Origin of the sequence: Serratia quinivorans (assembly GCF_052113645.1) — a bacterium.
Classification (GTDB): Bacteria; Pseudomonadota; Gammaproteobacteria; order Enterobacterales; family Enterobacteriaceae; genus Serratia; species Serratia quinivorans_B.
The window spans coordinates 721,593-742,384 of record NZ_JBIEIU010000001.1 but is presented as its reverse complement, the minus strand read 5'-3'; the positions used below and the strand labels follow the sequence as shown (position 1 = coordinate 742,384).

Sequence of the window (20,792 nt, the reverse complement as noted above, 5' to 3'; positions counted from 1 at the left end):
TATTGCAAACCGGTTGCAGCGTAGTTTCAGCCTATCGAAAACCACAGCAGCGGAGAAATACGATGATTAAAGTGACTTTTATGGGCGCAGGCAGCACCATTTTCGCCAAGAACGTACTCGGCGATATTATGGCGACGCCGGCTCTGAAAGAGGTGGATATTGCGCTGTACGACATAGACAGCGCTCGTCTCAATGAATCTTTCGCCATGCTGAGCAATATCAACCGCAATATCAATGCGGGCAGGGCGAAGATCACCCCTTATCTCGGGGTGGAAAACCGCCGTGCGGCACTGAAAAACGCTAATTACGTGGTGAATGCCATTCAGGTCGGTGGCTACGATCCCTGCACCATCACCGATTTCACCATCGCCAGAAAGTACGGCCTGCAGCAGACCATTGCCGATACCCTGGGCATCGGCGGGATCTTCCGCGCACTGCGTACCATTCCGGTACTGTTTGATTTTGCCCGGGACATTGAAGCGGTTTGCCCGGACGCCTGGCTGTTGAACTACACCAACCCGATGGCGGCCCTGACCGGTGCGATGCTGCGCCATACCGAAGTGAAAACGGTGGGGCTGTGCCACAGCGTTCAGGTGTGTGCGGAGACCTTGTTGAAAAGCGTGGACATGCCTACCGACGACGTACAGTTCCACATTGCCGGCATCAACCATATGGCCTGGTTGCTGGACGTTCGCCGTCACGGCGAAGACCTGTACCCGGAAATCAAGCGCCGCGCGAATGCGTTGCAGGGCAAGCACGATGACATGGTGCGCCATGAAATCATGAAAACCTTTGGTTATTACGTCACCGAGTCTTCCGAGCATAACGCCGAGTACATGCCGTACTGGATCAAGCGTCATTATCCGGAACTGATTGAGCGCTTCAATATTCCGCTCGACGAGTATCCGCGCCGCTGTATCGAACAAATCGACCAATGGCAGCAACGCAAGCTGGCGCTGACCCATGACGCCAACCTGACGCATACCCGTACCCACGAATATGCTTCTTACATTATCGAAGCGATGGAAACCGACCGTCCGTACAAGATTGGCGGCAATGTGCTCAACACCGGTTTAATCACCAACCTGCCGGCAGAGGCCTGCGTTGAAGTGCCTTGCCTGGTGGATGGGCAGGGGATCTCGCCATGCTACGTCGGCCACTTGCCGGAGCAACTGGCGGCGCTTAACCGCACCAATATCAATACTCAGTTACTGACCATCGAAGCGGCAGTGACGGGCAAACGCGAAGCGATTTATCATGCGGCGCTGTTGGATCCGCATACGTCCGCCGAACTTTCCATTGATGACATTCGCAAGCTGTGCGACGAGCTGATTGAGGCTCACGGCAGCTGGCTCCCCGCTTATCACTGATCGCCGAATTTAACCGTATTACCTCCTCAAAACGCACAAGGCGCAGAGTATTCTGCGCCATTAAAATAGGGTGGTGAGCCATGTTTTATTTGAGAAACAAGAACTTTTGGATCTTTGGGGCCTTCTGTTTTTTCTATTTCTTTATCATGGGAGCGGTGCTGCCGTTCTTTCCGATCTGGCTGCATGACGTCAACCAGCTCGACCAACGGCAAACCGGGGTGGTGTTTGCCTGTATGGCGCTGTTTGCCCTGGTGTTCCAGCCGATTTTCGGCTTCGTCACCGACAAGTTTGGCCTGAAAAAACATCTGCTGTGGATGATCATCTTCCTGCTGCTGTTTCTGGCACCGCTGTTTATTTATGTGTTCTCGCCGCTGCTGAAAAGCCATTTTGTCCTGGGGGCCTTGCTGTGCGGTATTTATCTGGGATTGGTGTGCAGCGGCGGTTCGCCGGCGATTGAGGCCTATATCGAGAAAGTGAGTCGGAGCAGCCAATTCGAGTATGGGCGTGCCCGGCTGTTCGGCTGCATCGGCTGGGCGATTTGCGCCTCGATAGTCGGCTATATGTTTACCATCAACAATCAGTTCGCGTTTTGGTTGGCGTCGAGTTTTGCGCTGATCCTGGCCGGTTTGCTTTATTTGTTCAAACCGGAACAGAGCAACACGCTGGCCGTGGCGGACGGATTAGCCTTGAACCACAAACCGGTCAAGTTGAAAGCGGCGCTGAGCCTGCTGAAAATGCGCAAATTCTGGTGCCTGGTGATGTACATCGTCGGGGTAGCCTGCGTGTATGACGTATTCGATCAGCAATTCGCCAACTTCTTTACGTCGTTTTTCAGCGACCGTCACGCGGGAACGCAGGCGTTTGGTTATGTCACGACGCTGGGGGAGTTTCTTAACGCTTTCATCATGTTTTTTGCGCCGTTGATCATCAACCGCATTGGCGGCAAGAACGCGCTGCTGATTGCCGGGATCATCATGTCGGTGCGGATCATCGGCTCATCACAGGCGGACTCGGTCACCGCGGTGATTATCCTCAAAACCCTGCATATGTTCGAGGTGCCGTTCCTGTTGGTGGGCATCTTCAAGTACATCACCACCCAGTTTAACGTTAACCTCTCCGCCTCGATTTACCTGTGGGGATTTTGCTTCTTCAAGCAGCTCTCGGCCATCGGCATGTCCTATGCGGCGGGCCTGATGTACGTCAACTACGGTTTCAAAACCTCTTATCTGATCCTCGGCTGCATTGCCTTGCTGTTCACGCTGCTCTCGGCCTTTGCCCTGAGCGGTAAGGTCGCGGTGGTGAAGGAGAAAGGCGCGCTGCCGGTGGCGGCGAATTAGCCTGAAGCACTTAATACAGCCACGTCATAAGGCTAAAAAACAGCAGCGTCAGGACAATGATAAACCCGGTCTGCAGCGTCTTGCGCAGCAAACGGCTATGGCCCCAACGGGTGGCGCTCAAACGGTGGTCGAGAGCGAACAGCGCCGGTACCATCAGCAGCACGTAAAGCAACATCAGCATGGCAGTCAGTGGCTGTTGGCTCATTCAGGGGGCTCCGTGCAGAGGGAAATAAGGGCCGCCCGAAGGCGGCCACCCGTTTACTGCCTACCATATGAAGATGATTGTCGGCCACTGCCGGGGCCAACGCAGTTATAATATTGCGAATGATAATCATTATCAATAGTTGGCGTGAAATTTTATTGCAGAAAGGGGCGCAGCGGGTGGGGGAGTCTTTACAGCTAACCGGAATGAAAGAGCACGCCAGGTGGCGTGCTCTTGGTAGAACTATCCTCTGCGATTATTTCTCGTCTGGCAAGGCGTAAGCGACAATATAGTCACCCAGCTTGGTGCCGAACGAGCCATGACCACCGGCGGAAATCACCACGTACTGCTTGCCGTTGACCTCATAGGTCATTGGCGTCGCCTGGCCACCGGCCGGCAACCGGGCTTCCCACAGTTTTTCACCGTTGGTCACACTGAAGGCGCGCAGATAGTTGTCCGCGGTGGCGCCGATGAAGAAGACGTTACCGGCGGTAGAGACAGGTCCGCCCAACATCGGCATGCCCATTTTGAACGGCAATGGCAGTGGCGAGCTGTCACGCACGGTACCGATACGTTTTTTCCACACGATGTCGTTGGTTTTCAAGTCCACGGCGGAAATATAACCCCAGGCCGGCTGCTTGCACGGCAGGCCAAGCGGTGACAAGAACGGATTCAGGGTCACGCCGAATGGCACGCCATACTGCGGTTGAACGCCAGACTCGCTGCCGGAACCGCCTTTATCATTCTCGTCAGGCTCGATCGGGTTGCCCGGGCCACGTGGGATCAGTTTTGACACAAACGGCAGCGCGATAGGGTTGGCGATAGCCACCTGACGGTCAGTATCGACAGCCAGGCCGCCCCATTCGAACATGCCCAGGTTACCTGGGAACACCAGCGTGCCCTGTTCGGAAGGCGGGGTGAAGGTGCCTTCGTAACGCAGGCTGTGGAACATCACCCGGCAAACCAGTTGGTCATAAATGGTGGCGCCCCACATGTCCGCACCGGTCAGTTTTTTCTCCGGACGGAACGTCAGCTCGGAGAAGGGCTGAGTCGGCGACAGACGGTCACCCTTGGCCGGGCCTTGCGGAACCGGTTTTTCCGGTGCCGGCACGACCAACTCGCCATTGGTGCGGTTCAGCACGAAAATGTTACCGGTTTTGGTCGGCACATAAATCACCGGCACCTTGTTACCGCTCTTGTCGGTAATGTCTGCCAGCGTTGGCTGAGCCGGCACGTCCATATCCCACAGGTCATGGTGCACCGTTTGATAGAACCAGACCAGCTTGCCGGTGGAGGCGTTCAGCGCCAGCAGACCGCTGGCGTAACGTTCCATTTCCGGCGTGCGATCGCCGCCCCAGATATCCGGCGTTGTCACCCCCATCGGCAGGTAAACGATATCCAGCTTGGCATCGTAGGCAGAAGGTGCCCAGGAGTTAGGCGAATTCGGGGTGAAGTGGTGTTCGTCTGCCGGAATGGCGTTGGGATCTTTCGAACCCGGATCGAACGCCCACAGCAGCTTGCCGCTGTTGACATCAAAACCGCGGATCACGCCGGAAGGCTCGCGATTGGAGTAGTTGTCGGTTACGGCACCGGCAACGACGATCACCTTATCGGTGATCACCGGCGGCGACGTGGGCTCATAATGGCCCGGGGTCGCATACGGCATATTGCTTTGCAGGTTAAGTTCGCCGTTATTGGCGAAGTCGGCGCAAGGCTTGCCGCTATCGGCATCCAAAGCGAACAAACGACCGTCATTCACCGGCAGGATAATGCGTCGTGCACACAGCGCCGGCGCGGCGTCTGCGGCTGCACCCGCGGCAGCGGCGGTTTCATGATAAGAAACGCCACGGCAGGTGATGTGCTGGAAGGTCGGGTTGAATTTCAACTGTGGATCGAACTGCCACTTTTGCTTACCGGTGGCGGCATCCAGCGCGAACAGCTTCTGGTGCGGGGTGCACAGATAGAGCGTGTCGCGGATTTTGATCGGGGTGACTTCGTTGGTGATTTCACCCGGATCGTTGGCCGTTTTCAGATCGCCGGTCTGGAAGGTCCAGGCTTCCTTGAGTTGGCCGACGTTTTTGTCATTGATCTGGCTCAGCGGAGAGTAACGCGTACCTTCCTGCGTGCGGCCATAGGCCGGCCAGTCGGCGTCTGACGCCTGAGGTTCGACTTTGACCTGCGCCGGTTCGAGGGTGCCGTTGATCTCTTGCGGATCGTTAAACACCGCATAAGCCAACGCCACCACGGTGACTACCAACGCCAGGCTCAGCGCACCGTAGGCCAGCTTGCCATTGGCGTGGAGCTTGCGATAGATAAAAGGCAGTACCAGCCACAGGCCGAAGAAGAAGGTGACGTCCAGACGCGGCGTCAGTGCCCAGAAGTCCGGGCCAACTTCCCACAGCGCCCAAACCGTGGTGCCGAGTAAAAAGATCGCGTACAGCAGCAGTGCGGTGGCGCGGCGGCGGACCAGCAGCCAGGCCGTGACCAGCAGCACCAGGCCGGCGATGATGTAGTATAACGAACCGCCGAGTTTGGCCAGCCAGATGCCGCCCCCCAGCAGATAGAGCCCACTCAACGCGGCGAACAGCGCCGTGATGATGATGAGCGGCGATGATGACGCTTTATTTTGCATAGTATTATCCTTACCAAAATGAACAGTCCCCGATTTAGAGATTAAGCCATATCCAAAAAAACACGCGGTTTCTCCCTAAAAATCCATCCCGGGTGTCTGGCATATCCCCTTGTTACCCACGCTAAAAGGCGAAGGCAGCAGTAAAAGAAAGAGGACAGTTTTGGGGCGTGCAGAAACTCTGTGATCGGGGGGTAAAACCAAAAAAATCCTGCTGGATCCGGCAACGCCGTTGAGATGATGTTGCACTAATGTGATGGCACCGCCGAAAGCGCGGCTAGGTTACTCTAAATATTGTCTTTTATTGAATACCTTGTGCTTTTTTTTTTGCGTACCTCGTTTATGAATTGAGCTCATAAGCTCAAGCATATTTAACGTCTGGTTATTTGCCGGTCGTGCTTCTAGAGTGATCACAGGTTGGCCGCCGCGGGTGAGCGGCAGTCAGTGCATACACTTCGGAGGAAAAAATGCAAAAACGTAAGCTGGGTAACAGTGGGTTGGAGGTGTCGGCATTGGGGCTGGGCTGCATGGGCCTTAGCTTTGGTTATGGTCCGGCCACCGATAAACAACAGGCGATTGCCTTGATCCGCGCCGCAGTGGATCAGGGCGTGACTTTTTTCGATACCGCAGAAGTTTATGGTCCATTCACCAATGAGTCGCTGGTGGGCGAAGCGCTGGCGCCGGTGCGCGATCGGGTGGTAATAGCCACCAAATTCGGTTTTGATCTGCCTCAACCGGGGGGCAAACAGGTGCTCAACAGCCGGCCGGAGCATATTCGCCAGGCGGTGGAAGGGTCGCTAAAACGTCTTAATATCGAGACGATTGACCTGCTTTACCAGCACCGGGTCGATCCCAACGTGCCGATTGAAGACGTCGCCGGTACGGTGAAGGCGCTGATCCAGGAAGGAAAGGTCAAGCACTTTGGCTTGTCCGAGGCTGGGGCACAGACGGTTCGCCGTGCTCATGCCGTGCAGCCGGTGACGGCGTTGCAAAGCGAATATTCGCTGTGGTGGCGGGAGCCTGAACAGGAAATCCTGCCGACGTTGCAAGAATTAGGCATCGGTTTTGTCCCTTTCAGCCCGCTGGGGAAAGGTTTTCTGACGGGGGCGATCAATGAAAATACCGCTTTCGACAGCAGTGATTTCCGCAATGTCGTGCCGCGTTTCAGTGAACAGGCGCGTAAAGCCAACCAGGTACTGGTGGATGTGCTGGGGCAGATCGCTCGGCAAAAAGGGGTCACCTCGGCGCAGATTGCGCTAGCCTGGCTATTGGCGCAGCATCCCTGGATTGTGCCGATCCCGGGAACCACCAAACTGCATCGCCTGCAGGAAAACCTCGGTGCGGCGTCGCTGGCGCTGTCGACGGACGAACTGCGCAGTATTGAAGCGGCACTGGCCGTCATTGAGGTACAGGGCGATCGCTATCCGGCGCATCTGCAACAAAACGTCGGCCGCTGACTCGTCCCCCTGCCGCCCTCGGCAGGGGCAATTCAAGCCTGTCGTGGGTAACGCAGGGCGTCGACAAACAGGGCGAAGGCGGTGGTGTGCTGCCTGCGGCTGGGGTAATAGAGGTAATAGCCAGGGAAGTGCGGACACCATTCGTCGAGCACCGGGACTAAACGGCCGTCGGCCAGTTCCTGAGTGACGGTATCTTCGGGGACAAAGGCGATGCCAAAACCCAGCAGCGCCGCCTCAATGCGCTGGCGCAGACTGTTAAAGGTGAGCTGACCATCGACGCGCACTTTGATCTCGCGCCCGTCTTTTTCAAATTCCCAGGCGTAGAGGCCGCCCATGGTGGGCAAACGCATGTTGATGCAACGGTGGTTTTGCAATTCCTGTGGGGTGTTCGGCGTGCCGTTTTGTTCAAAATAGGCCGGAGTAGCGATCGGCACCATGCGCATTTCCGGCGCGATACGGACGGCAATCATGTCCTTGGCCACCTGTTCACCGAGCCGAATGCCGGCATCAAAGCGGCCGGCGACAATGTCGGTCAGCGTGTTATCGACCGTGATTTCGACATTAATATCCGGGTAGTCGGCCAGGAATGATTTCAGTACCGGCCACAGCACCGAATCGACGGCATGTTCACCGGCGGTGATGCGAATGTTACCCGCCGGCCGGGCACGCATTTCACTGAGGGCGTCCAGCTCGCTTTCAATCTCTGCAAAGCGCGGACCTATGCTGTTGAACAGTTTTTCCCCGGCTTCGGTCGGGGCCACGCTACGGGTGGTGCGGGTCAATAAGCGCAGCTCGAGCCTTTCTTCCAGGCCCCTGATGGCATGGCTCAATGCCGATTGGGAAACGCCGAGTTTGGCGGCGGCTTTGGTGAAGCTGCGTTCCCGGGCGACCACCAGAAAAGAAATTAAATCGTTGAAGTTCTCTTTTAACATCCCGGCCTCGCCGTGTGGGCAGAATTGTGTTGGCTAAATTAATGGCGATATTCTAGTCGCTTGCTACGGCCATAGACAATTAATGAATTCAGTTCATAGCTCCTTGCGTATTTTGCTATCTAGTCCTGATGCGGGCGTGACGCTATCTTTTGCCTAATGTGTCATTTTATCGGGAGATAAATGAATGAAATACTTTGCAGCAACGGCCCTTTCTTTGTCGATGGCGATATCCGGCAGCGCCGGGGCAGAAACCCCGGAGTCGGAAGAGCGGGTTAAAAGCGTCTCACCGGCTTTGGCGAAATTTCAACGGGACACCTTGCAGGGCGATCTTTGGCAGCGTCCGGCGCTTTCGCCGCGTGACCGCAGCGTGATCACCGTCGCCGCCGTCATTGCCCGCAACCAAACGGCGCTGATGGCTGAGCAATTTAACCTGGCATTGGACAACGGCGTCACCGCCGCCGAGCTGTCGGAGATAATCACCCATCTGGCTTTCTATACCGGTTGGGGCAACGCCATGACGGCGGTGGCGGCAGCGCGCGAGGTTTATCAACAGCGTGGCATTAGCGCTAGCGAATTGCCTGTGGCAGATCCCCAAAGGCTGCCGCTGGACGAAGTGGCGGAAGGGTTACGGGCCAGTGCGGTGGAAAATGCGGTCGGCAGCGAGCAATTCCCCGGGCTGGTGGCCTATACCACCGAGGTGCTGTTTCACGATCTTTGGCTACGGCCGGCACTGGCACCCCGCGATCGCAGTTTGGTCACGGTGAGTGCGCTGGTGGCTAACGGTCAGGTGGCGCAAATCACCTTCCATCTCAACAAGGCGATGGACAACGGCCTGACCCAGCAACAGGCGGGCGAGGTGATGGCTCATTTGGCATTCTATGTCGGTTGGCCCAACGCCATGTCCGCCGTCCCGGTCGCCAAAGAGGTGTTTGCCAAGCGTGCCTCTGCATCCCCCGTTACCCGTTAGGAGTTATCCCGTGAAATTACTCGCAGCCTCTACAATTATCCTGTCAATGTTAGCGCCGGCAGCCATTGCCGAAACGGAGAAACAAGTGAAAATTCAACGCAGCGGTTCCCAACCCTCTCGTCCAGGGCCAGAAGATTATTTTACCGGTAAGGTCCGTATCGACGCGCCTTTTGCCGGCAGTGAACCGGCCCGCGTGGGCGGTGCCACCGTGACCTTTGAGCCTGGCGCCCGTACCGCCTGGCACACTCACCCACTCGGCCAGACGCTGATCGTGACCCAGGGGCGCGGTTGGATCCAGGTGTGGGGTGGGGAAATCCAGGAAATGAACCAGGGCGATATCGTTTGGATCCCGGAAGACGTCAAACACTGGCACGGCGCGACGCCGGACACCGCCATGACCCATATCGCCATCGCCGAGTCGTTAAACGGCAGTCCGGTTGACTGGATGGAGAAGGTCAGCGACGCGCAGTACCAGAAGTAATACCGGAGCGGCTAACCGCAGAAAGGCTCAGGCGTTGCCGATTGCTCCATTATTGACCTCATTGGGGCGGCTGCCAAAACAGCGGCCGTCTACAGGTCATCGGGGTGAAATCCGCTTTACCGGCCCGCGTGAGGCGGGCCGAATAATCGCGTTGTGCGGTTAGATCCCCAGCCCCCCGAGGCACAGGTATTTTATCTCCAGATAATCTTCGATGCCGTATTTCGACCCTTCACGCCCCAGCCCAGAGTTTTTAACCCCGCCGAACGGCGCCACCTCGGTGGAAATCAGCCCTTCGTTAATGCCGACGATGCCGTACTCGAGCGCTTCGGCGACGCGCATCACCCGGCCAATGTCGCGGCTGTAGAAGTAAGACGCCAGGCCAAAAGGTGTGTCGTTGGCCAGCTCAATGGCTTCGTCTTCGCTGTTAAAGCGGATCAGCGGCGCTACCGGTCCAAAGGTTTCTTCATGGAAGATCTTGGCCTGTCGCGGCACGTCGGTCAGGATGGTTGGGGTAAAGAAGTTATTGCCCAGTGGATGGGGTTTGCCCCCCAGCAATACCGAGGCACCGCGCTTCACGGCGTCGGCGATATGCTCGCTGACTTTTTCCACGGCCGCCGGATTGATCAACGGGCCGATAGTGACGCCGTCGTCCATGCCGTTACCGACCTTCAGCTTCGCCACCGCCGCTTTCAGCTTTTCGGCGAAGGCGTCGTAAATGCCGTCCTGTACCAGAAAACGGTTGGTGCAGACGCAGGTCTGACCGGCATTGCGGTATTTGGACGCGACGGCGCCGATGACGGCGGCGTCCAGATCGGCATCGTCAAATACGATAAAGGGGGCATTGCCGCCCAGTTCCATGCTGGTTTTTTTGATGGTCGGGGCGCATTGCGCCAGCAGTTGCGCACCCACCTCGGTGCTGCCGGTAAACGAGAGCTTGCGTACGTCCGGGTTGGCGGTCAGTTCGGCGCCGATGGCCTGGCTCGGGCCGGTGATCACGTTGCACACGCCGGCCGGTAAACCCGCACGCTCGGCCAGTACCGCAAGAGCCAACGCCGAGAAGGGGGTCTGGCTGGCGGGGCGGATCACTCCGGTGCAGCCTGCTGCCCAGCCGGGGCCGGCCTTGCGGGTGATCATCGCCGCCGGGAAATTCCACGGCGTAATGGCGGCGAAAACCCCAATTGGCTCTTTCTGCACGATAATACGGCGGCCGGACAGATTCTGCGGAATGGTGTCGCCATAGACCCGCTTGCCTTCTTCGGCGAACCACTCGATGAAGGAGGCCGCATACGCAATCTCACCGCGGCTTTCGGCCAGGGGCTTGCCCTGTTCGGCGGTCATGATCAGGGCCAGATCCTCCTGGTTTTCCATCATCAGTTCGAACAGTTTTCGCAGTTTGCCGGCACGCTCTTTGGCCGTTAACGCACGCCAGGCCGGCTGGGCCTTTTTGGCGGAGGCAATCGCCTGTGCGGTTTCTTTGGCACCCAAAGCCGGCACCTGGCCGACCAGCTCGCCGGTGGCGGGGTTATGGATCTTGATGGTTTGGTCGCCTTTGGCCTGCAACCATTGCCCATCGATGTAGTTGGCTTCGCGGAACAACGCGGGATCTTTGAGGCTGGCGGAGAAGTGAGTGCTCATCGGTTAGCTTCCTTTTTCAGAATTCAACACGGGGACCTGTCCCAAACGGCTACCCTTTACCCTAGCAAACTTTTGCGCCTTCATTTTCCCGATCCGTGGCAACCAATCAATTTGTCGCCATCCGCACCTTCTGTACAAAAAATGCCCGCACTCAGGACGATACTGAAGTCAGCAGGCATAAGACCCTTTTTGAAGTGAGCCTATGACCATCAAGGAGTGTGCACAATGATGACTTCAGTCAGTCGACATCTTGCGGCCTACAGCAGCAACATGGATTTTTTGGCTTCCAGCATTGCGCTGATGGAGTGGCAGGGGCGCGAGATCGACGCCGGCAAGGTGGCCGGCAATATGTCGGAGCCGCAAAGCCGCTTGTTCTTTGAGCGCCTGAGCTATTTCCGCCAGCTTTACCAGACCGCATCCGCGGTAGAGCACAGCAAATAACCCCCTTCAGTTATTCCCTCTCCTTTGGGAGAGGGTTAGGGTGAGGGGATACAGGCAGCAGTAATTTTAAAGCCCCTCACCCCGGCCCTCACCCCTGGGAGAGGGGGAAGTTCATCCGCATATCTGTGCAGATTTACTCCGACCACACCCCGGTATTGAGCGTGGCCGGGGAAAACTCCAGATTGCGACCGCGCCACGGCAAGCACTGTGAAAAACGCCAGGCGCTGTGGATATCGAAACGCCAGTAACGTTCCGCGCCGGGCACTCCCTGGCCTACTTCCGCTTGCCAGAGGATCTGGGTCTCCCCTTGTAAATGCAGAACGTCGCCGCGCTCAAAATCGATAAACAACAGCGCCGCGCGCGGTTCTGCCAGCAGGTTGCCCAGGGTGTTCATATAGCGGTTACCGCGAAAATCCGGTATCCACAGGCTGTGGCCCTCCAGATGGATAAACCCCGGCTTGCCGCCACGGTGTGAAATATCCACGCCGCCCTGTTCCAGCTCGGTGTGGGCAGCACTGGCGACGAAACAGGTATCCGCCTGACGGATCAACGCCTGCGCCGCCGCGTCCAGCGTCGCGAGATGTTCAATCGGCGTAGGGTTGGCGGGGGCCGGATACAGCTCGCGTCGCTGAATATACTGCGGACAGTTGCCAAAGCTTTGCCTGACTTCGATCTCAACGCGGTTTTTGTCGGTACGTCCGATGACGCCGTTGGCGCGGTTGCGCCGCCGGTTGCTGAAGTCCAGCCCCAACGCTCCGACCGGCTTGCCGGATAGCAACGCCGCCTGCGCCGGGTCGTCGCTGCGACGCGGGGCACTGATGCGCAGGTGATTGCTGTCCGGTGTGCGTAAAAATCCAGGGGGACCGCTGTACAGCGTGGCCACCGGCCAACCCTGCGGGTCCAGAGTGGCGACGAACAGGTAAGGCAGCGCGTCGAAAAATTGACGGTGCTGATCGGGCATGTTGGGGAAAATGCCGCCGCCCACCTGGTAAAACCCGGCCAGGCTCTGAGCGCGCAGTTCGTCGGGGTGGAATATCTGCGGGAACATTGGGTTTACCTCTCGACGGGGTAGGGCAACGACGGCATGGCGAAGAAGCCGGGCAATGCGGCAATGCGCGCTACCCAGCGTTGGATGGCCGGATAGGGGGCCAGTGAAATACCGCCCTCCGGTGCTACCGCCACATAGCTGTAGCAGGCCAGATCGCCGATGGTGGCCTGCTCCGTCGCCAGAAACGGCCGGTCGGCCAGATGCCGCTCCATTTGCGGCAGAAAGCGCGCACTGACCGCCTGCGCGACCTGATAATCCTCCGGCACCCCAAACTGGGCAATCAAACGGCAGGACGCCGGGCCGTAGCGCACTTCTCCCGCCGCTTTGGACAGCCAGGCTTGCACCTGCGCCGCCGCCAGTGGATCTTCCGGCAACCAATGGCTGCCCGGCGCGTAGCGTTTGGCCAGATACACCAGAATGGCGTTGCTGTCGGCCAATACCACATCGCCATCCACCAGTACCGGGATCTGGCCGAATGGGTTCAGACGGCGAAATGCCTCGCTTTGGCGTACTTCGGCGGGGGCTTCACTGTCTTCATAGGGCAGTTCAAGCATCCGCAACAGTAGCGCTACGCGATGGACGTGGCCGGAAAGCGGGGTGCCGTACAGTTTTAATTTTTGCATGGTCAGACTCCTGAAGAATTTTTATCAGCATACTCTTGCGGCCAGTGAGCGAAATCCGGCAATGTAGAAATTGATAATTTCACTTTATGGAACAGTCTATGGATCGCTTGGACGAACTGGCTATTTTTGTGGCGGTGATCCAGCACGGCAGCCTGGCGGCGGCGGGGCGCAAGCTGCGGCGCTCTGCGCCGGCCGTCACCCGGGCCATCGCTTCGCTGGAGCAGCGCTTTGGCGCCCGCTTGGTCGAACGCACCACCCGAAGGTTAGCGCCGACCGAAGCCGGATTACGGCTGGCGGAGCGTGCGCACTTGCTGCTCAATGAATATCAGGCGGCGGTGCTGGACACGGCGGACACCCAGCTCACCGGATTATTGCGTATTACCTCGCCGGTACAGTTCGGGCGCAAGCACGTGGCACCGGTGGTGATGGCGTTTCTGGATCGTTATCCGCAGATGCAGATCGAAATGGTGCTTAACGATCGCAACCTGGATTTGATCGACGAGGGGCTGGACGTGGCGGTGCGAATCGGTCACTTACAGGATTCTTCGCGGGTGGCGCGTCGCTTGGGGCAGGTGTCCCGGGTGACCGTCGCCAGCCCGGATTACCTGGCGCGACGCGGCGAACCGCAGGAACCGGCACAGTTGACCGAGCATGACACCATCGTCGGCACCCAGCGGGCGTCGCTGCGTGAATGGCGTTTTGGCCCGCAGGAGAATGGCGAACGGGTGCGGTTGACGCCACGTTTGTTGCTCAACGAGGTTGAAACGCAGCTACTGGCGGTGCGAGCGGGCAAGGGCATCGCCCGCTTGCTGTCGTACCAGGTGGCAGACGATTTGGCGGCGGGGACGCTGGTGCGTTTGTTACCGGCATTTGAACCTTTGCCGATGCCGGTGCAGCTGGTGGCGCAAAACAAACAGCGCATGCCGCTCAAGGTGCGCACCTTTTGGGATTATGCCTGGCAGGAATTAAGTCAATTAACGCAAATTCAGACGGTATAAAAATAGGCCGTCAGGCCAAATAAGTTTCACTGGTTAAACTTATTTGGCGCGAAAAAAGATTTATATTACCGGGTGCGCATTGCTGCGATGCCTTTCTTGACAATATTTTACCGACTGCTAATAGTTAACGCATATCTTAAGTAATAAACGAAGTTTAATATATGAAACTTGTTGCGGGGAGTTACGACAACGGTAGCACGGTAGATAATGAAGCGGCGATCCTGACTTCATTTCAATCCCGTAGCCAGGCGGTTTATCAAAAAGTCCGCAGCGAGCGTAATATTGCCTATGGGGATTCGCCCCGGGAAGTTTTTGACTGGTTATATTCCGACGAGCCGCACCAAGGAACCTTAATATTTATTCACGGCGGCTATTGGCAGTTTTGCCGTAAGGACGATTTCGCTTTTATTGCGAAGGTACCGCTGTCCCTGGGTTTTGACGTGGTGTTGCTGGAATATTCGCTGGCGCCGCAAGCCCAGCTGGATGATATATGCCGGCAAACCGGCGTGGCGCTGAGCGCTATTGAGCAACGCCTGGCAACCCATCGCCGTGCGCCGGTGTTCCTGTGTGGTCATTCTGCGGGCGGCCATCTGGCCAGCTTTTGGCAGCACCATCCGGTGGTCGACGCCACATTACCCATCAGCGGTATTTTCGAACTGGAACCGCTATTAAGCACCTATGTTAACCATCAATTGCAGTTGACCGGGCAACAGATTGCCCAGTTGAGCCCGGTGCGCCATATTCCGCAGCGCATCAAGCCAATGACGCTGTTTTACGGCGATCAGGAGCTGCCGGAATTGAAGGGGCAATCGCTGCATTATTACGCTGCGCTGCAGGAAAAACGGCAGCCCGTCGGTCTGGTCGCGGTTGCCGGCGCCAACCATTACAACGTGCTGGATGCCCTGTTCGCCAGGGATGGCGCACTGACTCACCTGCTAACCACTACGGGGAAATAAACCATGCGCAGCATCATCGACACCGGCCTGCCGGAAATCGGCCAACCCTTTTCCTGGGCCACCCAGGGCGGCGGCATGTTGTTCACTGCCCACGGTCCGGTCAGGGCCGACGGCAGTATTGAAACCGGCGCGCCGGAAAAACAGATTACCCTGACCTTCGATAATCTGGCCCAAACGCTGAAAGCCGCAAATAGTCACAGCGACAATGTCTTGCAGGTGATTATTTATCTCACCGACGTGAATGACGTTAAATTACTCGATGAAATTTATAAAAAATATTTTAATTATCCTTACCCCAATCGCTCTACGGTGATTGTCGATAAATTGGTGGTGCCAGGCATGAAAATAGAAATAACCGTCAGCGCCACTGCCTGATTTATCTATCCCTGAAATCTCCACCTGCTAATTCATTAAATAATGAATAAAGGAATCGCTATGTTTAATCACATTGGCCGTTCGGCGGCCGATCCTATTATGTCGTTGATGGAAGCCTATTTACAGGATGGGAATAGCCAAAAAGTTAATTTGGGTATTGGCCTTTATTACGATCAACAGGGCAAGATCCCGCTGATGCAGGCGGTGGCGGCGGCCGAGCGGCGCTTGCTTGAACGGCGAAGCCCGCACGGCTACCCGCCGATCGAAGGTTCAGCGCTGTTTGCTCAACAGGTGCAGGCATTGTTGTTTGGCGAAGCCGCGACATCGGCCATGGCTACGGTACAAACCGTCGGGGGTTCCGGTGCGCTGAAGCTGGCGGCGGATTTTATCCATCACTTTCTGTCACGCCGTGACATCTGGGTGTCCGATCCCACCTGGGCCAATCACTGGGCCATCTTTGAAGGCGCGGGGCTAAAGGTGCACACCTATCCGTACTTCGATGAGCTCAACGGGGGACTGCGTTTTGACGCCATGCTGGATACGCTGGACAGCCTGCCGGAAGGCAGCGTGGTGCTGTTGCACCCTTGCTGTCATAACCCGACCGGCACCGATCTCAGCCAGGCGCAGTGGCGTGCCACCCTCGAAGTGCTGCAGCGCCGCCGTTTGTTGCCGTTGTTCGATATCGCCTATCAGGGGTTTGGCGAGGGGCTGGATGAAGACTGTTTTGCCCTGCGTGAGGCGCTGAAAACCGATCTGGAATTTTTGGTCGCCAACTCATTCTCGAAAAATGTCGCCCTCTACGGCCAGCGACTGGGCGGGCTTTCGGTTCGTTGCGCCAACGCTGACTGCGCGGCGAACGTCAAGGGCGCGTTAAAAACGCTGATCCGCCGCAGTTATTCCTGCCCGCCGACCCACGGCAGCCAGATTGTGGAAACCCTGCTGGCAGACCCAGGCTTGCGGCAGCAGTGGGAAAGCGAACTGACGGGCATGCGTCAGCGGATTAAACAGATGCGCCAAATTCTGTCTGTCGGGTTGGAGCAGGGCGGTTCAGCGCTGGACTACCGCCGTATCCGCGATCAGAAAGGTATGTTCAGTTACACCGGCCTGAATCCACAGCAGCTCGAACGGCTGCGGCAACACTATGCCATTTATCTGGTGGCCCCCGGCCGTATGTGCCTGCCGGGCCTGAACCAGGACAACGTCGACTACGTGACTGCCGCCATCCTGGATGTTACTCGCACTGCGTGAATAAGGTGGGACACTGCTATGAAACAGATAAAGGGTTTTGACGAAATTGCCCGGCGGCAAGGCGGGTTGAAGAAACAGCTCACCGCCGGGCAGATGTCGATGCTGGCGATAGGCGGCGCTATCGGTACCGGGCTGTTTCTCGGCAGCGCCTACGCCATTCAGATGGCCGGCCCCAGCGTATTGCTGAGCTATTTTATCGGGGGCGTGGTGGCACTGTTGCTGATGGGATGTCTGGCGGAAATGACCTCCGAGCACCCGACGCCGGGCTCTTTCGGTGACTATGCCGAATTTTATGTCAGCCCGCTGTTCGGTTTTCTGGTGCGCTATTCCTACTGGTCCTGCGTGGTGCTGGCGGTAGGCACCGAGGTGACCGCCATCGGCATGTATATGCAGTTCTGGTTCCCGACGACGCCGATCTGGCCCTGGGTGCTGCTGTTCTCTGCGGCGGTGATTGTGATTAACGTGGTTGGCGTCAAGTCGTTCGGCCAGGTGGAGTATGCGCTGTCGACCATCAAGGTGGTGGCCATCGCGGCCTTTATCGCCATCGGCATCGGTATCCTGATGTTTTCTGCCAACCCGGCCTTCGGCCTGCAAAACTTTACTGCCAACGGCGGCTTCTTCCCGTTTGGCGTCAAAGGCATGTGGTTTGCGGTGATCGTGTCGATTTTCAGCTACCTGAGTATTGAGATGATCGCCGTCGCCGCCGGTGAAGCCAGGAACCCGGTCATTGCGGTGAAAACCGCGTTCAAGGGCACCATTTTGCGGCTGTTTATTTTCTACATGCTGTCGATTGCGCTGATGCTGGCGATAGTTCCCTGGCGGCAGTCCGGTACCGGTGAAAGCCCGTTCCTGGTGGCGATGAACGTGATCCATCTGCCTGCCGCCGCCGGGATCTTCAACTTTATCGTGCTGGTGGCTGCGCTGTCGGCAATGAACAGCCAGCTGTATATCACCACCCGCATGATGTTCTCGCTGTCCCGCGCCGGGCAAGCACCGGCCGCGTTGGGGCGGGTCAGTCAGCGCGGCATACCGGTGAGCGCCCTGGCGATGTCGTGCATTGGCATCGTGGTGTCGATCGTGCTGAGTCTGGTTTATCCGCAAAAATCGTTTGCCGCCATGATGTCTATTTCGGTCTACGGTGCCTGCTTTACCTGGCTGATGATTTTTGTCACGCACCTGTTTTTCCGTCGCCAGCACCGGCAAACCCACCTTAAATTCCGCATGTGGGGCTTCCCGTACACCACCTTGGCCGGTGCCGGTTTGATGGCCGCCCTGTTGATCTCGACGGCGTTCACCGAGTTTTTCAAGATGACGCTGTGGTTTGGCATCCCGTTCACTCTGCTGTTGATGGCCGTCTACTTCTTCTATAGCCGCCATCAGCCTGCGCCCGCTGCGCTGGAAACGCCGGGAGTGGAATAAACCGGTTCACTGAGAATGTTACTATGTGGCTCTGGTGGTAAACCACTTTATCCGGAGAATCAACCTTTCCTGGGGATAGGGAGGGGTGTTGCCATGAGCAGTGAGACAGACAAAGCGCGTGTTGTGGGTTGCGCCCGGATGCCGGTGGCTCGGCATTCGGCGCAGGGATGGATCAACGGCTTTTTGGGCATGCTGATTTTCAGCGGTTCTTTGCCCGCCACGCGGGTGGCGGTGCAGGAGTTTGATCCGTTGTTCCTGACTGCGATGCGGGCGGTGATCGCGGCTTTGCTGGCCCTGAGCGCGTTGGGGCTGATGCGTCAGCGCTGGCCGCAGCGTGGTGATCTGGCGGCTCTGGTGCTGGTCGCGACTGGAGTGGTGATCGGTTTTCCTTTGCTGACGGCGTTAGCCTTGCAGCACACCACCTCGGCGCATGCGCTGGTGTATATCGGGCTGTTGCCGCTGGCCACCGCCTGTTTCGGCGTACTGCGCGGCGGTGAGCGACCCAAAGCCGCATTCTGGCTGTTCTCGGTGTTGGGCAGCCTGTTGGTCGGCGCTTTCGCCTTGAGGCAGGGGGCGGGAGGGGCCTGGACCGGCGATCTGCTGATGGTGGCGGCGGTGCTGCTTTGCGGGCTGGGTTATGCAGAAGGCGCAGTGCTGACGCGCAAGCTCGGCGGGTGGCAGGTGATTTCCTGGGCGCTGGTGGTGGCTTTGCCGCTAACGGCAGCCGCTGCCGTGGTGACGGCCCCCACAGCCTGGCCAGCGGTCAGCGTCGGCGCATGGTGTGCGCTGGGCTATATTTCGCTGTTCAGCATGTGGATTGGCTTTATCTTTTGGTATCGCGGTTTGGCGCAGGGGGGCATTGCCGCGGTGGGACAACTGCAATTGCTGCAGCCATTTTTTGGCCTGGCGCTGGCCGGGCTGGTATTGCATGAAAGCATTCAACCTTCAATGATCGCGGTGATGGCCGGCGTATTGGTTTGCGTGTACGGCGCGAAGCGATTTTCACGTTAAATCGGGCAAGATAAGGGTTTACGATATTGCTTAAGTGAGCGTCCCCTCTCCAGGGGTAGAGGGCCGGGGTGAGGGATTTTAAACCTCTGTTCTGCATGTTTCCCCTCACCCTAACCCTCTCCCAAGGGAGAGGGGATTAACTAACTGTCGGACGTTTTACCCTGCCTCGGCCAACGACACCAGCACCTGATTCAGCTTTTGGGCCGCCTGGTGGATCTGTTGCTCGGTGTAGCCCCCCAGCCCGAGTATCAAGCCGTTTTTGCCGCTGTCGGTGGCATACATCGGCGACAGCGCCCCGACGGCGACCCCAACTTCGGCTGCTTTACGGGCAACCTGTCGGTCGTCCAACCCCGCCTTTAACCACAGCAGCATATGCATGCCCTGATCGCTGGGGTGCAGAGCGGCCAGTTCGGCAGAAACCTGGGTCTGGATGGCCTCGGTTAACACCCGTCGTTTTTCCGCGTACACACTGCGCATTTTACGGATGTGGCGATCCAGGTGCCCCTGCGCCATAAAACTGGCCAGTACGTGTTGATCGGCGTTGGGCGGGTGGCGATCCATCAACGCCCGCGCACCGCAGAAGGCATTCACCAAGGGCTGAGGAACGATGGCGTACCCCAGTCGCAATGAAGGGAACAGGATCTTGCTGAAGGTGCCCAGGTAGATAACCCTGGCCGGATCCAACCCCTGCAACGAGGGAAACGGGTGGCCGGAAGAGCGCATTTCACTGTCGTAATCGTCTTCGACAATCCAGGCCTGCTGCGCTTTGGCCCACGCCAGCAGTTCAAGCCGGCGCGACATGCTCATCGGCATGCACAACGGATACTGGTGAGAAGGGGTGACAAAGGCGGCCCTGGCCTGCGGGGCGATTTCTCTGCCGGCTGCGACCTCGATGCCTTCGGCATCCACCGGCACTCTGGCCATTTTCCGGTCCCTGAAGAGGGTATTAAAAATAGCGGTAATACCTTGATAAGCGGGATCTTCAACCCAGGCGGTGTCCCCGGCATCCAGCAGAATTTGCGTGGCGAGATACAACCCTTGTTGAGTGCCGGAAGTGATAATCACCTGTTCCGGCGTACAGAGCACCGAACGGGACTTGCGAACGTATTCGCATATCGCTTTACGCAATGGCAGTGCACCCTGCGGTTCGCCATAACCGGCAGGGGCACCTGGCCCTCTGGCACGGATGCGGTTGCCGAGCCTGCGCCAAATGTCGTCGGGCGCGGTATCGTTGATCGGCACCGAAACGGTGAAGGGCACCGGCGGCAGTGGCCGTAACTGGCTGGCAAATTGCGCCAATGCCTGCGCCTGGCTGGAAAGGGTTATGTCACAAATATCAGCGCTGTTGGCCGGTACAGGCGGCTGGCGGTGAAGTGACAGGGCGACATGGGTGCCCGAACCGGGCTGCGCTTCCAGAAAACCTTCCGCCGTCAGTTGCTCGAAGGCGGCCAGCACCGTGCCTCTGGCCAGCCGTAACGCGCCCGCCAACACGCGGGTTGAAGGCAAGGGATCGCCGGGCTTCAGTTCGCCTTTATTGATCGCTGCCCGCAGTGCCTGGGCAAGTTGCAGACTAAGCTGCCCCGCTTGGCGATCAAGCTCGCCGATGGCGGGGACTTCCACCGTTTTAGCCGTTCTGGGCATTAATTCCGGTCCAGATAAAAGA

At 57.7% G+C, this 20,792-nt stretch carries 19 protein-coding genes; 12 read left to right on the top strand and 7 right to left on the bottom strand.

The annotated features are described in order from the left end of the window. The first annotated feature begins 62 nt into the window (after positions 1-62). Together ACGS9J_RS03415 and ACGS9J_RS03410 are read left to right on the top strand one after the other, a co-directional pair. Positions 63-1,370, top strand: coding sequence for an alpha-glucosidase/alpha-galactosidase (locus ACGS9J_RS03415; RefSeq protein ID WP_442229665.1), 1,308 nt, complete (start codon positions 63-65; stop codon positions 1,368-1,370). Between the two features lie 80 nt (positions 1,371-1,450). Beyond that, positions 1,451-2,707, top strand: a complete 1,257-nt coding sequence (locus tag ACGS9J_RS03410; protein ID WP_442229664.1) for an MFS transporter — start codon at positions 1,451-1,453, stop codon at positions 2,705-2,707. 10 nt (positions 2,708-2,717) lie between these two features. On the opposite strand, the gene ACGS9J_RS03405 is transcribed toward ACGS9J_RS03410, so the two are convergent. Beyond that, positions 2,718-2,912, bottom strand: coding sequence for a hypothetical protein (locus ACGS9J_RS03405; RefSeq protein WP_442229663.1), 195 nt, complete (start codon positions 2,910-2,912; stop codon positions 2,718-2,720). Positions 2,913-3,165: 253 nt separating this feature from the next. Beyond that, positions 3,166-5,541: a glucose/quinate/shikimate family membrane-bound PQQ-dependent dehydrogenase gene (locus ACGS9J_RS03400; protein ID WP_442229662.1), complete on the bottom strand. Its 2,376-nt coding sequence runs from the start codon at positions 5,539-5,541 to the stop codon at positions 3,166-3,168. 464 nt (positions 5,542-6,005) lie between these two features. On the opposite strand from ACGS9J_RS03400, the gene ACGS9J_RS03395 reads away from it, so the two are divergent. Then, a complete protein-coding gene (locus ACGS9J_RS03395) occupies positions 6,006-6,995 on the top strand; it encodes an aldo/keto reductase (RefSeq protein ID WP_442229661.1) in 990 nt (329 codons plus the stop codon). Between the two features lie 32 nt (positions 6,996-7,027). Here ACGS9J_RS03395 and ACGS9J_RS03390 read toward each other — a convergent pair whose 3' ends face one another. Then, the gene (locus ACGS9J_RS03390; RefSeq protein WP_442229660.1) at positions 7,028-7,927 is read right to left on the bottom strand and encodes a LysR family transcriptional regulator; all 900 of its coding nucleotides are present in this window, start codon (positions 7,925-7,927) and stop codon (positions 7,028-7,030) included. A gap of 184 nt (positions 7,928-8,111) precedes the next feature. On the opposite strand from ACGS9J_RS03390, the gene ACGS9J_RS03385 reads away from it, so the two are divergent. Then, the gene (locus ACGS9J_RS03385) at positions 8,112-8,894 is read left to right on the top strand and encodes a carboxymuconolactone decarboxylase family protein (protein ID WP_442229659.1); all 783 of its coding nucleotides are present in this window, start codon (positions 8,112-8,114) and stop codon (positions 8,892-8,894) included. Positions 8,895-8,979: 85 nt separating this feature from the next. After that, on the top strand, positions 8,980-9,375 hold the full coding sequence (locus ACGS9J_RS03380; RefSeq protein ID WP_442229658.1) for a (R)-mandelonitrile lyase: 396 nt from the start codon (positions 8,980-8,982) through the stop codon (positions 9,373-9,375). A gap of 159 nt (positions 9,376-9,534) precedes the next feature. Here the strand turns inward: ACGS9J_RS03380 and gabD are convergent, their stop codons facing one another. Next, a complete protein-coding gene (gabD, locus tag ACGS9J_RS03375) occupies positions 9,535-11,010 on the bottom strand; it encodes an NADP-dependent succinate-semialdehyde dehydrogenase (RefSeq protein ID WP_442229657.1) in 1,476 nt (491 codons plus the stop codon). Between the two features lie 225 nt (positions 11,011-11,235). Here gabD and ACGS9J_RS03370 point away from each other — a divergent pair, with 225 nt between their 5' ends. Next, positions 11,236-11,451 (top strand): glycogen synthesis protein, encoded by a 216-nt coding sequence (locus ACGS9J_RS03370; protein ID WP_442229656.1) that lies wholly within the window; start codon positions 11,236-11,238, stop codon positions 11,449-11,451. Between the two features lie 133 nt (positions 11,452-11,584). Here the strand turns inward: ACGS9J_RS03370 and ACGS9J_RS03365 are convergent, their stop codons facing one another. Together ACGS9J_RS03365 and ACGS9J_RS03360 are read right to left on the bottom strand one after the other, a co-directional pair. Next, positions 11,585-12,499: a pyridoxamine 5'-phosphate oxidase family protein gene (locus ACGS9J_RS03365; protein ID WP_442229655.1), complete on the bottom strand. Its 915-nt coding sequence runs from the start codon at positions 12,497-12,499 to the stop codon at positions 11,585-11,587. 5 nt (positions 12,500-12,504) lie between these two features. Further along, the gene (locus ACGS9J_RS03360; RefSeq protein WP_442229654.1) at positions 12,505-13,122 is read right to left on the bottom strand and encodes a glutathione S-transferase family protein; all 618 of its coding nucleotides are present in this window, start codon (positions 13,120-13,122) and stop codon (positions 12,505-12,507) included. Positions 13,123-13,220: 98 nt separating this feature from the next. Between ACGS9J_RS03360 and ACGS9J_RS03355 the strand changes: the two genes are divergently transcribed. The 6 genes from ACGS9J_RS03355 to ACGS9J_RS03330 all read left to right on the top strand — a co-directional run bounded on the left by ACGS9J_RS03355 (position 13,221) and on the right by ACGS9J_RS03330 (position 19,129). Then, the gene (locus ACGS9J_RS03355) at positions 13,221-14,120 is read left to right on the top strand and encodes a LysR family transcriptional regulator (RefSeq protein ID WP_442229653.1); all 900 of its coding nucleotides are present in this window, start codon (positions 13,221-13,223) and stop codon (positions 14,118-14,120) included. Positions 14,121-14,281: 161 nt separating this feature from the next. Beyond that, positions 14,282-15,076, top strand: coding sequence for an alpha/beta hydrolase (locus ACGS9J_RS03350; RefSeq protein ID WP_442229652.1), 795 nt, complete (start codon positions 14,282-14,284; stop codon positions 15,074-15,076). 3 nt (positions 15,077-15,079) lie between these two features. Then, on the top strand, positions 15,080-15,451 hold the full coding sequence (locus tag ACGS9J_RS03345; protein WP_442229651.1) for a RidA family protein: 372 nt from the start codon (positions 15,080-15,082) through the stop codon (positions 15,449-15,451). Between the two features lie 60 nt (positions 15,452-15,511). Continuing rightward, complete coding sequence (locus ACGS9J_RS03340) at positions 15,512-16,699, top strand: amino acid aminotransferase (protein ID WP_442229650.1); 1,188 nt, start codon at positions 15,512-15,514, stop codon at positions 16,697-16,699. A gap of 18 nt (positions 16,700-16,717) precedes the next feature. After that, on the top strand, positions 16,718-18,118 hold the full coding sequence (locus ACGS9J_RS03335; protein ID WP_442229649.1) for an amino acid permease: 1,401 nt from the start codon (positions 16,718-16,720) through the stop codon (positions 18,116-18,118). Positions 18,119-18,211: 93 nt separating this feature from the next. Further along, a complete protein-coding gene (locus tag ACGS9J_RS03330; protein ID WP_442229648.1) occupies positions 18,212-19,129 on the top strand; it encodes a DMT family transporter in 918 nt (305 codons plus the stop codon). A 156-nt stretch (positions 19,130-19,285) separates the two neighbouring features. On the opposite strand, the gene pdxR is transcribed toward ACGS9J_RS03330, so the two are convergent. Beyond that, positions 19,286-20,770, bottom strand: a complete 1,485-nt coding sequence (pdxR, locus tag ACGS9J_RS03325; protein WP_442229647.1) for a MocR-like pyridoxine biosynthesis transcription factor PdxR — start codon at positions 20,768-20,770, stop codon at positions 19,286-19,288. Between the last annotated feature and the right edge of the window lie 22 nt (positions 20,771-20,792).

Excerpts from the sequence above, each read along its gene's own strand:
- ACGS9J_RS03415 (WP_442229665.1), top strand. The coding sequence starts at position 63 with ATGATTAAAGTGACTTTTATGGGCGCAGGCAGCACCATTTTCGCCAAG.
- ACGS9J_RS03410 (WP_442229664.1), top strand. The coding sequence starts at position 1,451 with ATGTTTTATTTGAGAAACAAGAACTTTTGGATCTTTGGGGCCTTCTGT.
- ACGS9J_RS03405 (WP_442229663.1), bottom strand. The coding sequence starts at position 2,912 with ATGAGCCAACAGCCACTGACTGCCATGCTGATGTTGCTTTACGTGCTG.
- ACGS9J_RS03400 (WP_442229662.1), bottom strand. The coding sequence starts at position 5,541 with ATGCAAAATAAAGCGTCATCATCGCCGCTCATCATCATCACGGCGCTG.
- ACGS9J_RS03395 (WP_442229661.1), top strand. The coding sequence starts at position 6,006 with ATGCAAAAACGTAAGCTGGGTAACAGTGGGTTGGAGGTGTCGGCATTG.
- ACGS9J_RS03390 (WP_442229660.1), bottom strand. The coding sequence starts at position 7,927 with ATGTTAAAAGAGAACTTCAACGATTTAATTTCTTTTCTGGTGGTCGCC.
- ACGS9J_RS03385 (WP_442229659.1), top strand. The coding sequence starts at position 8,112 with ATGAAATACTTTGCAGCAACGGCCCTTTCTTTGTCGATGGCGATATCC.
- gabD (WP_442229657.1), bottom strand. The coding sequence starts at position 11,010 with ATGAGCACTCACTTCTCCGCCAGCCTCAAAGATCCCGCGTTGTTCCGC.
- ACGS9J_RS03370 (WP_442229656.1), top strand. The coding sequence starts at position 11,236 with ATGATGACTTCAGTCAGTCGACATCTTGCGGCCTACAGCAGCAACATG.
- ACGS9J_RS03365 (WP_442229655.1), bottom strand. The coding sequence starts at position 12,499 with ATGTTCCCGCAGATATTCCACCCCGACGAACTGCGCGCTCAGAGCCTG.
- ACGS9J_RS03360 (WP_442229654.1), bottom strand. The coding sequence starts at position 13,122 with ATGCAAAAATTAAAACTGTACGGCACCCCGCTTTCCGGCCACGTCCAT.
- ACGS9J_RS03355 (WP_442229653.1), top strand. The coding sequence starts at position 13,221 with ATGGATCGCTTGGACGAACTGGCTATTTTTGTGGCGGTGATCCAGCAC.
- ACGS9J_RS03350 (WP_442229652.1), top strand. The coding sequence starts at position 14,282 with ATGAAACTTGTTGCGGGGAGTTACGACAACGGTAGCACGGTAGATAAT.
- ACGS9J_RS03345 (WP_442229651.1), top strand. The coding sequence starts at position 15,080 with ATGCGCAGCATCATCGACACCGGCCTGCCGGAAATCGGCCAACCCTTT.
- ACGS9J_RS03340 (WP_442229650.1), top strand. The coding sequence starts at position 15,512 with ATGTTTAATCACATTGGCCGTTCGGCGGCCGATCCTATTATGTCGTTG.
- ACGS9J_RS03335 (WP_442229649.1), top strand. The coding sequence starts at position 16,718 with ATGAAACAGATAAAGGGTTTTGACGAAATTGCCCGGCGGCAAGGCGGG.
- ACGS9J_RS03330 (WP_442229648.1), top strand. The coding sequence starts at position 18,212 with ATGAGCAGTGAGACAGACAAAGCGCGTGTTGTGGGTTGCGCCCGGATG.
- pdxR (WP_442229647.1), bottom strand. The coding sequence starts at position 20,770 with ATGCCCAGAACGGCTAAAACGGTGGAAGTCCCCGCCATCGGCGAGCTT.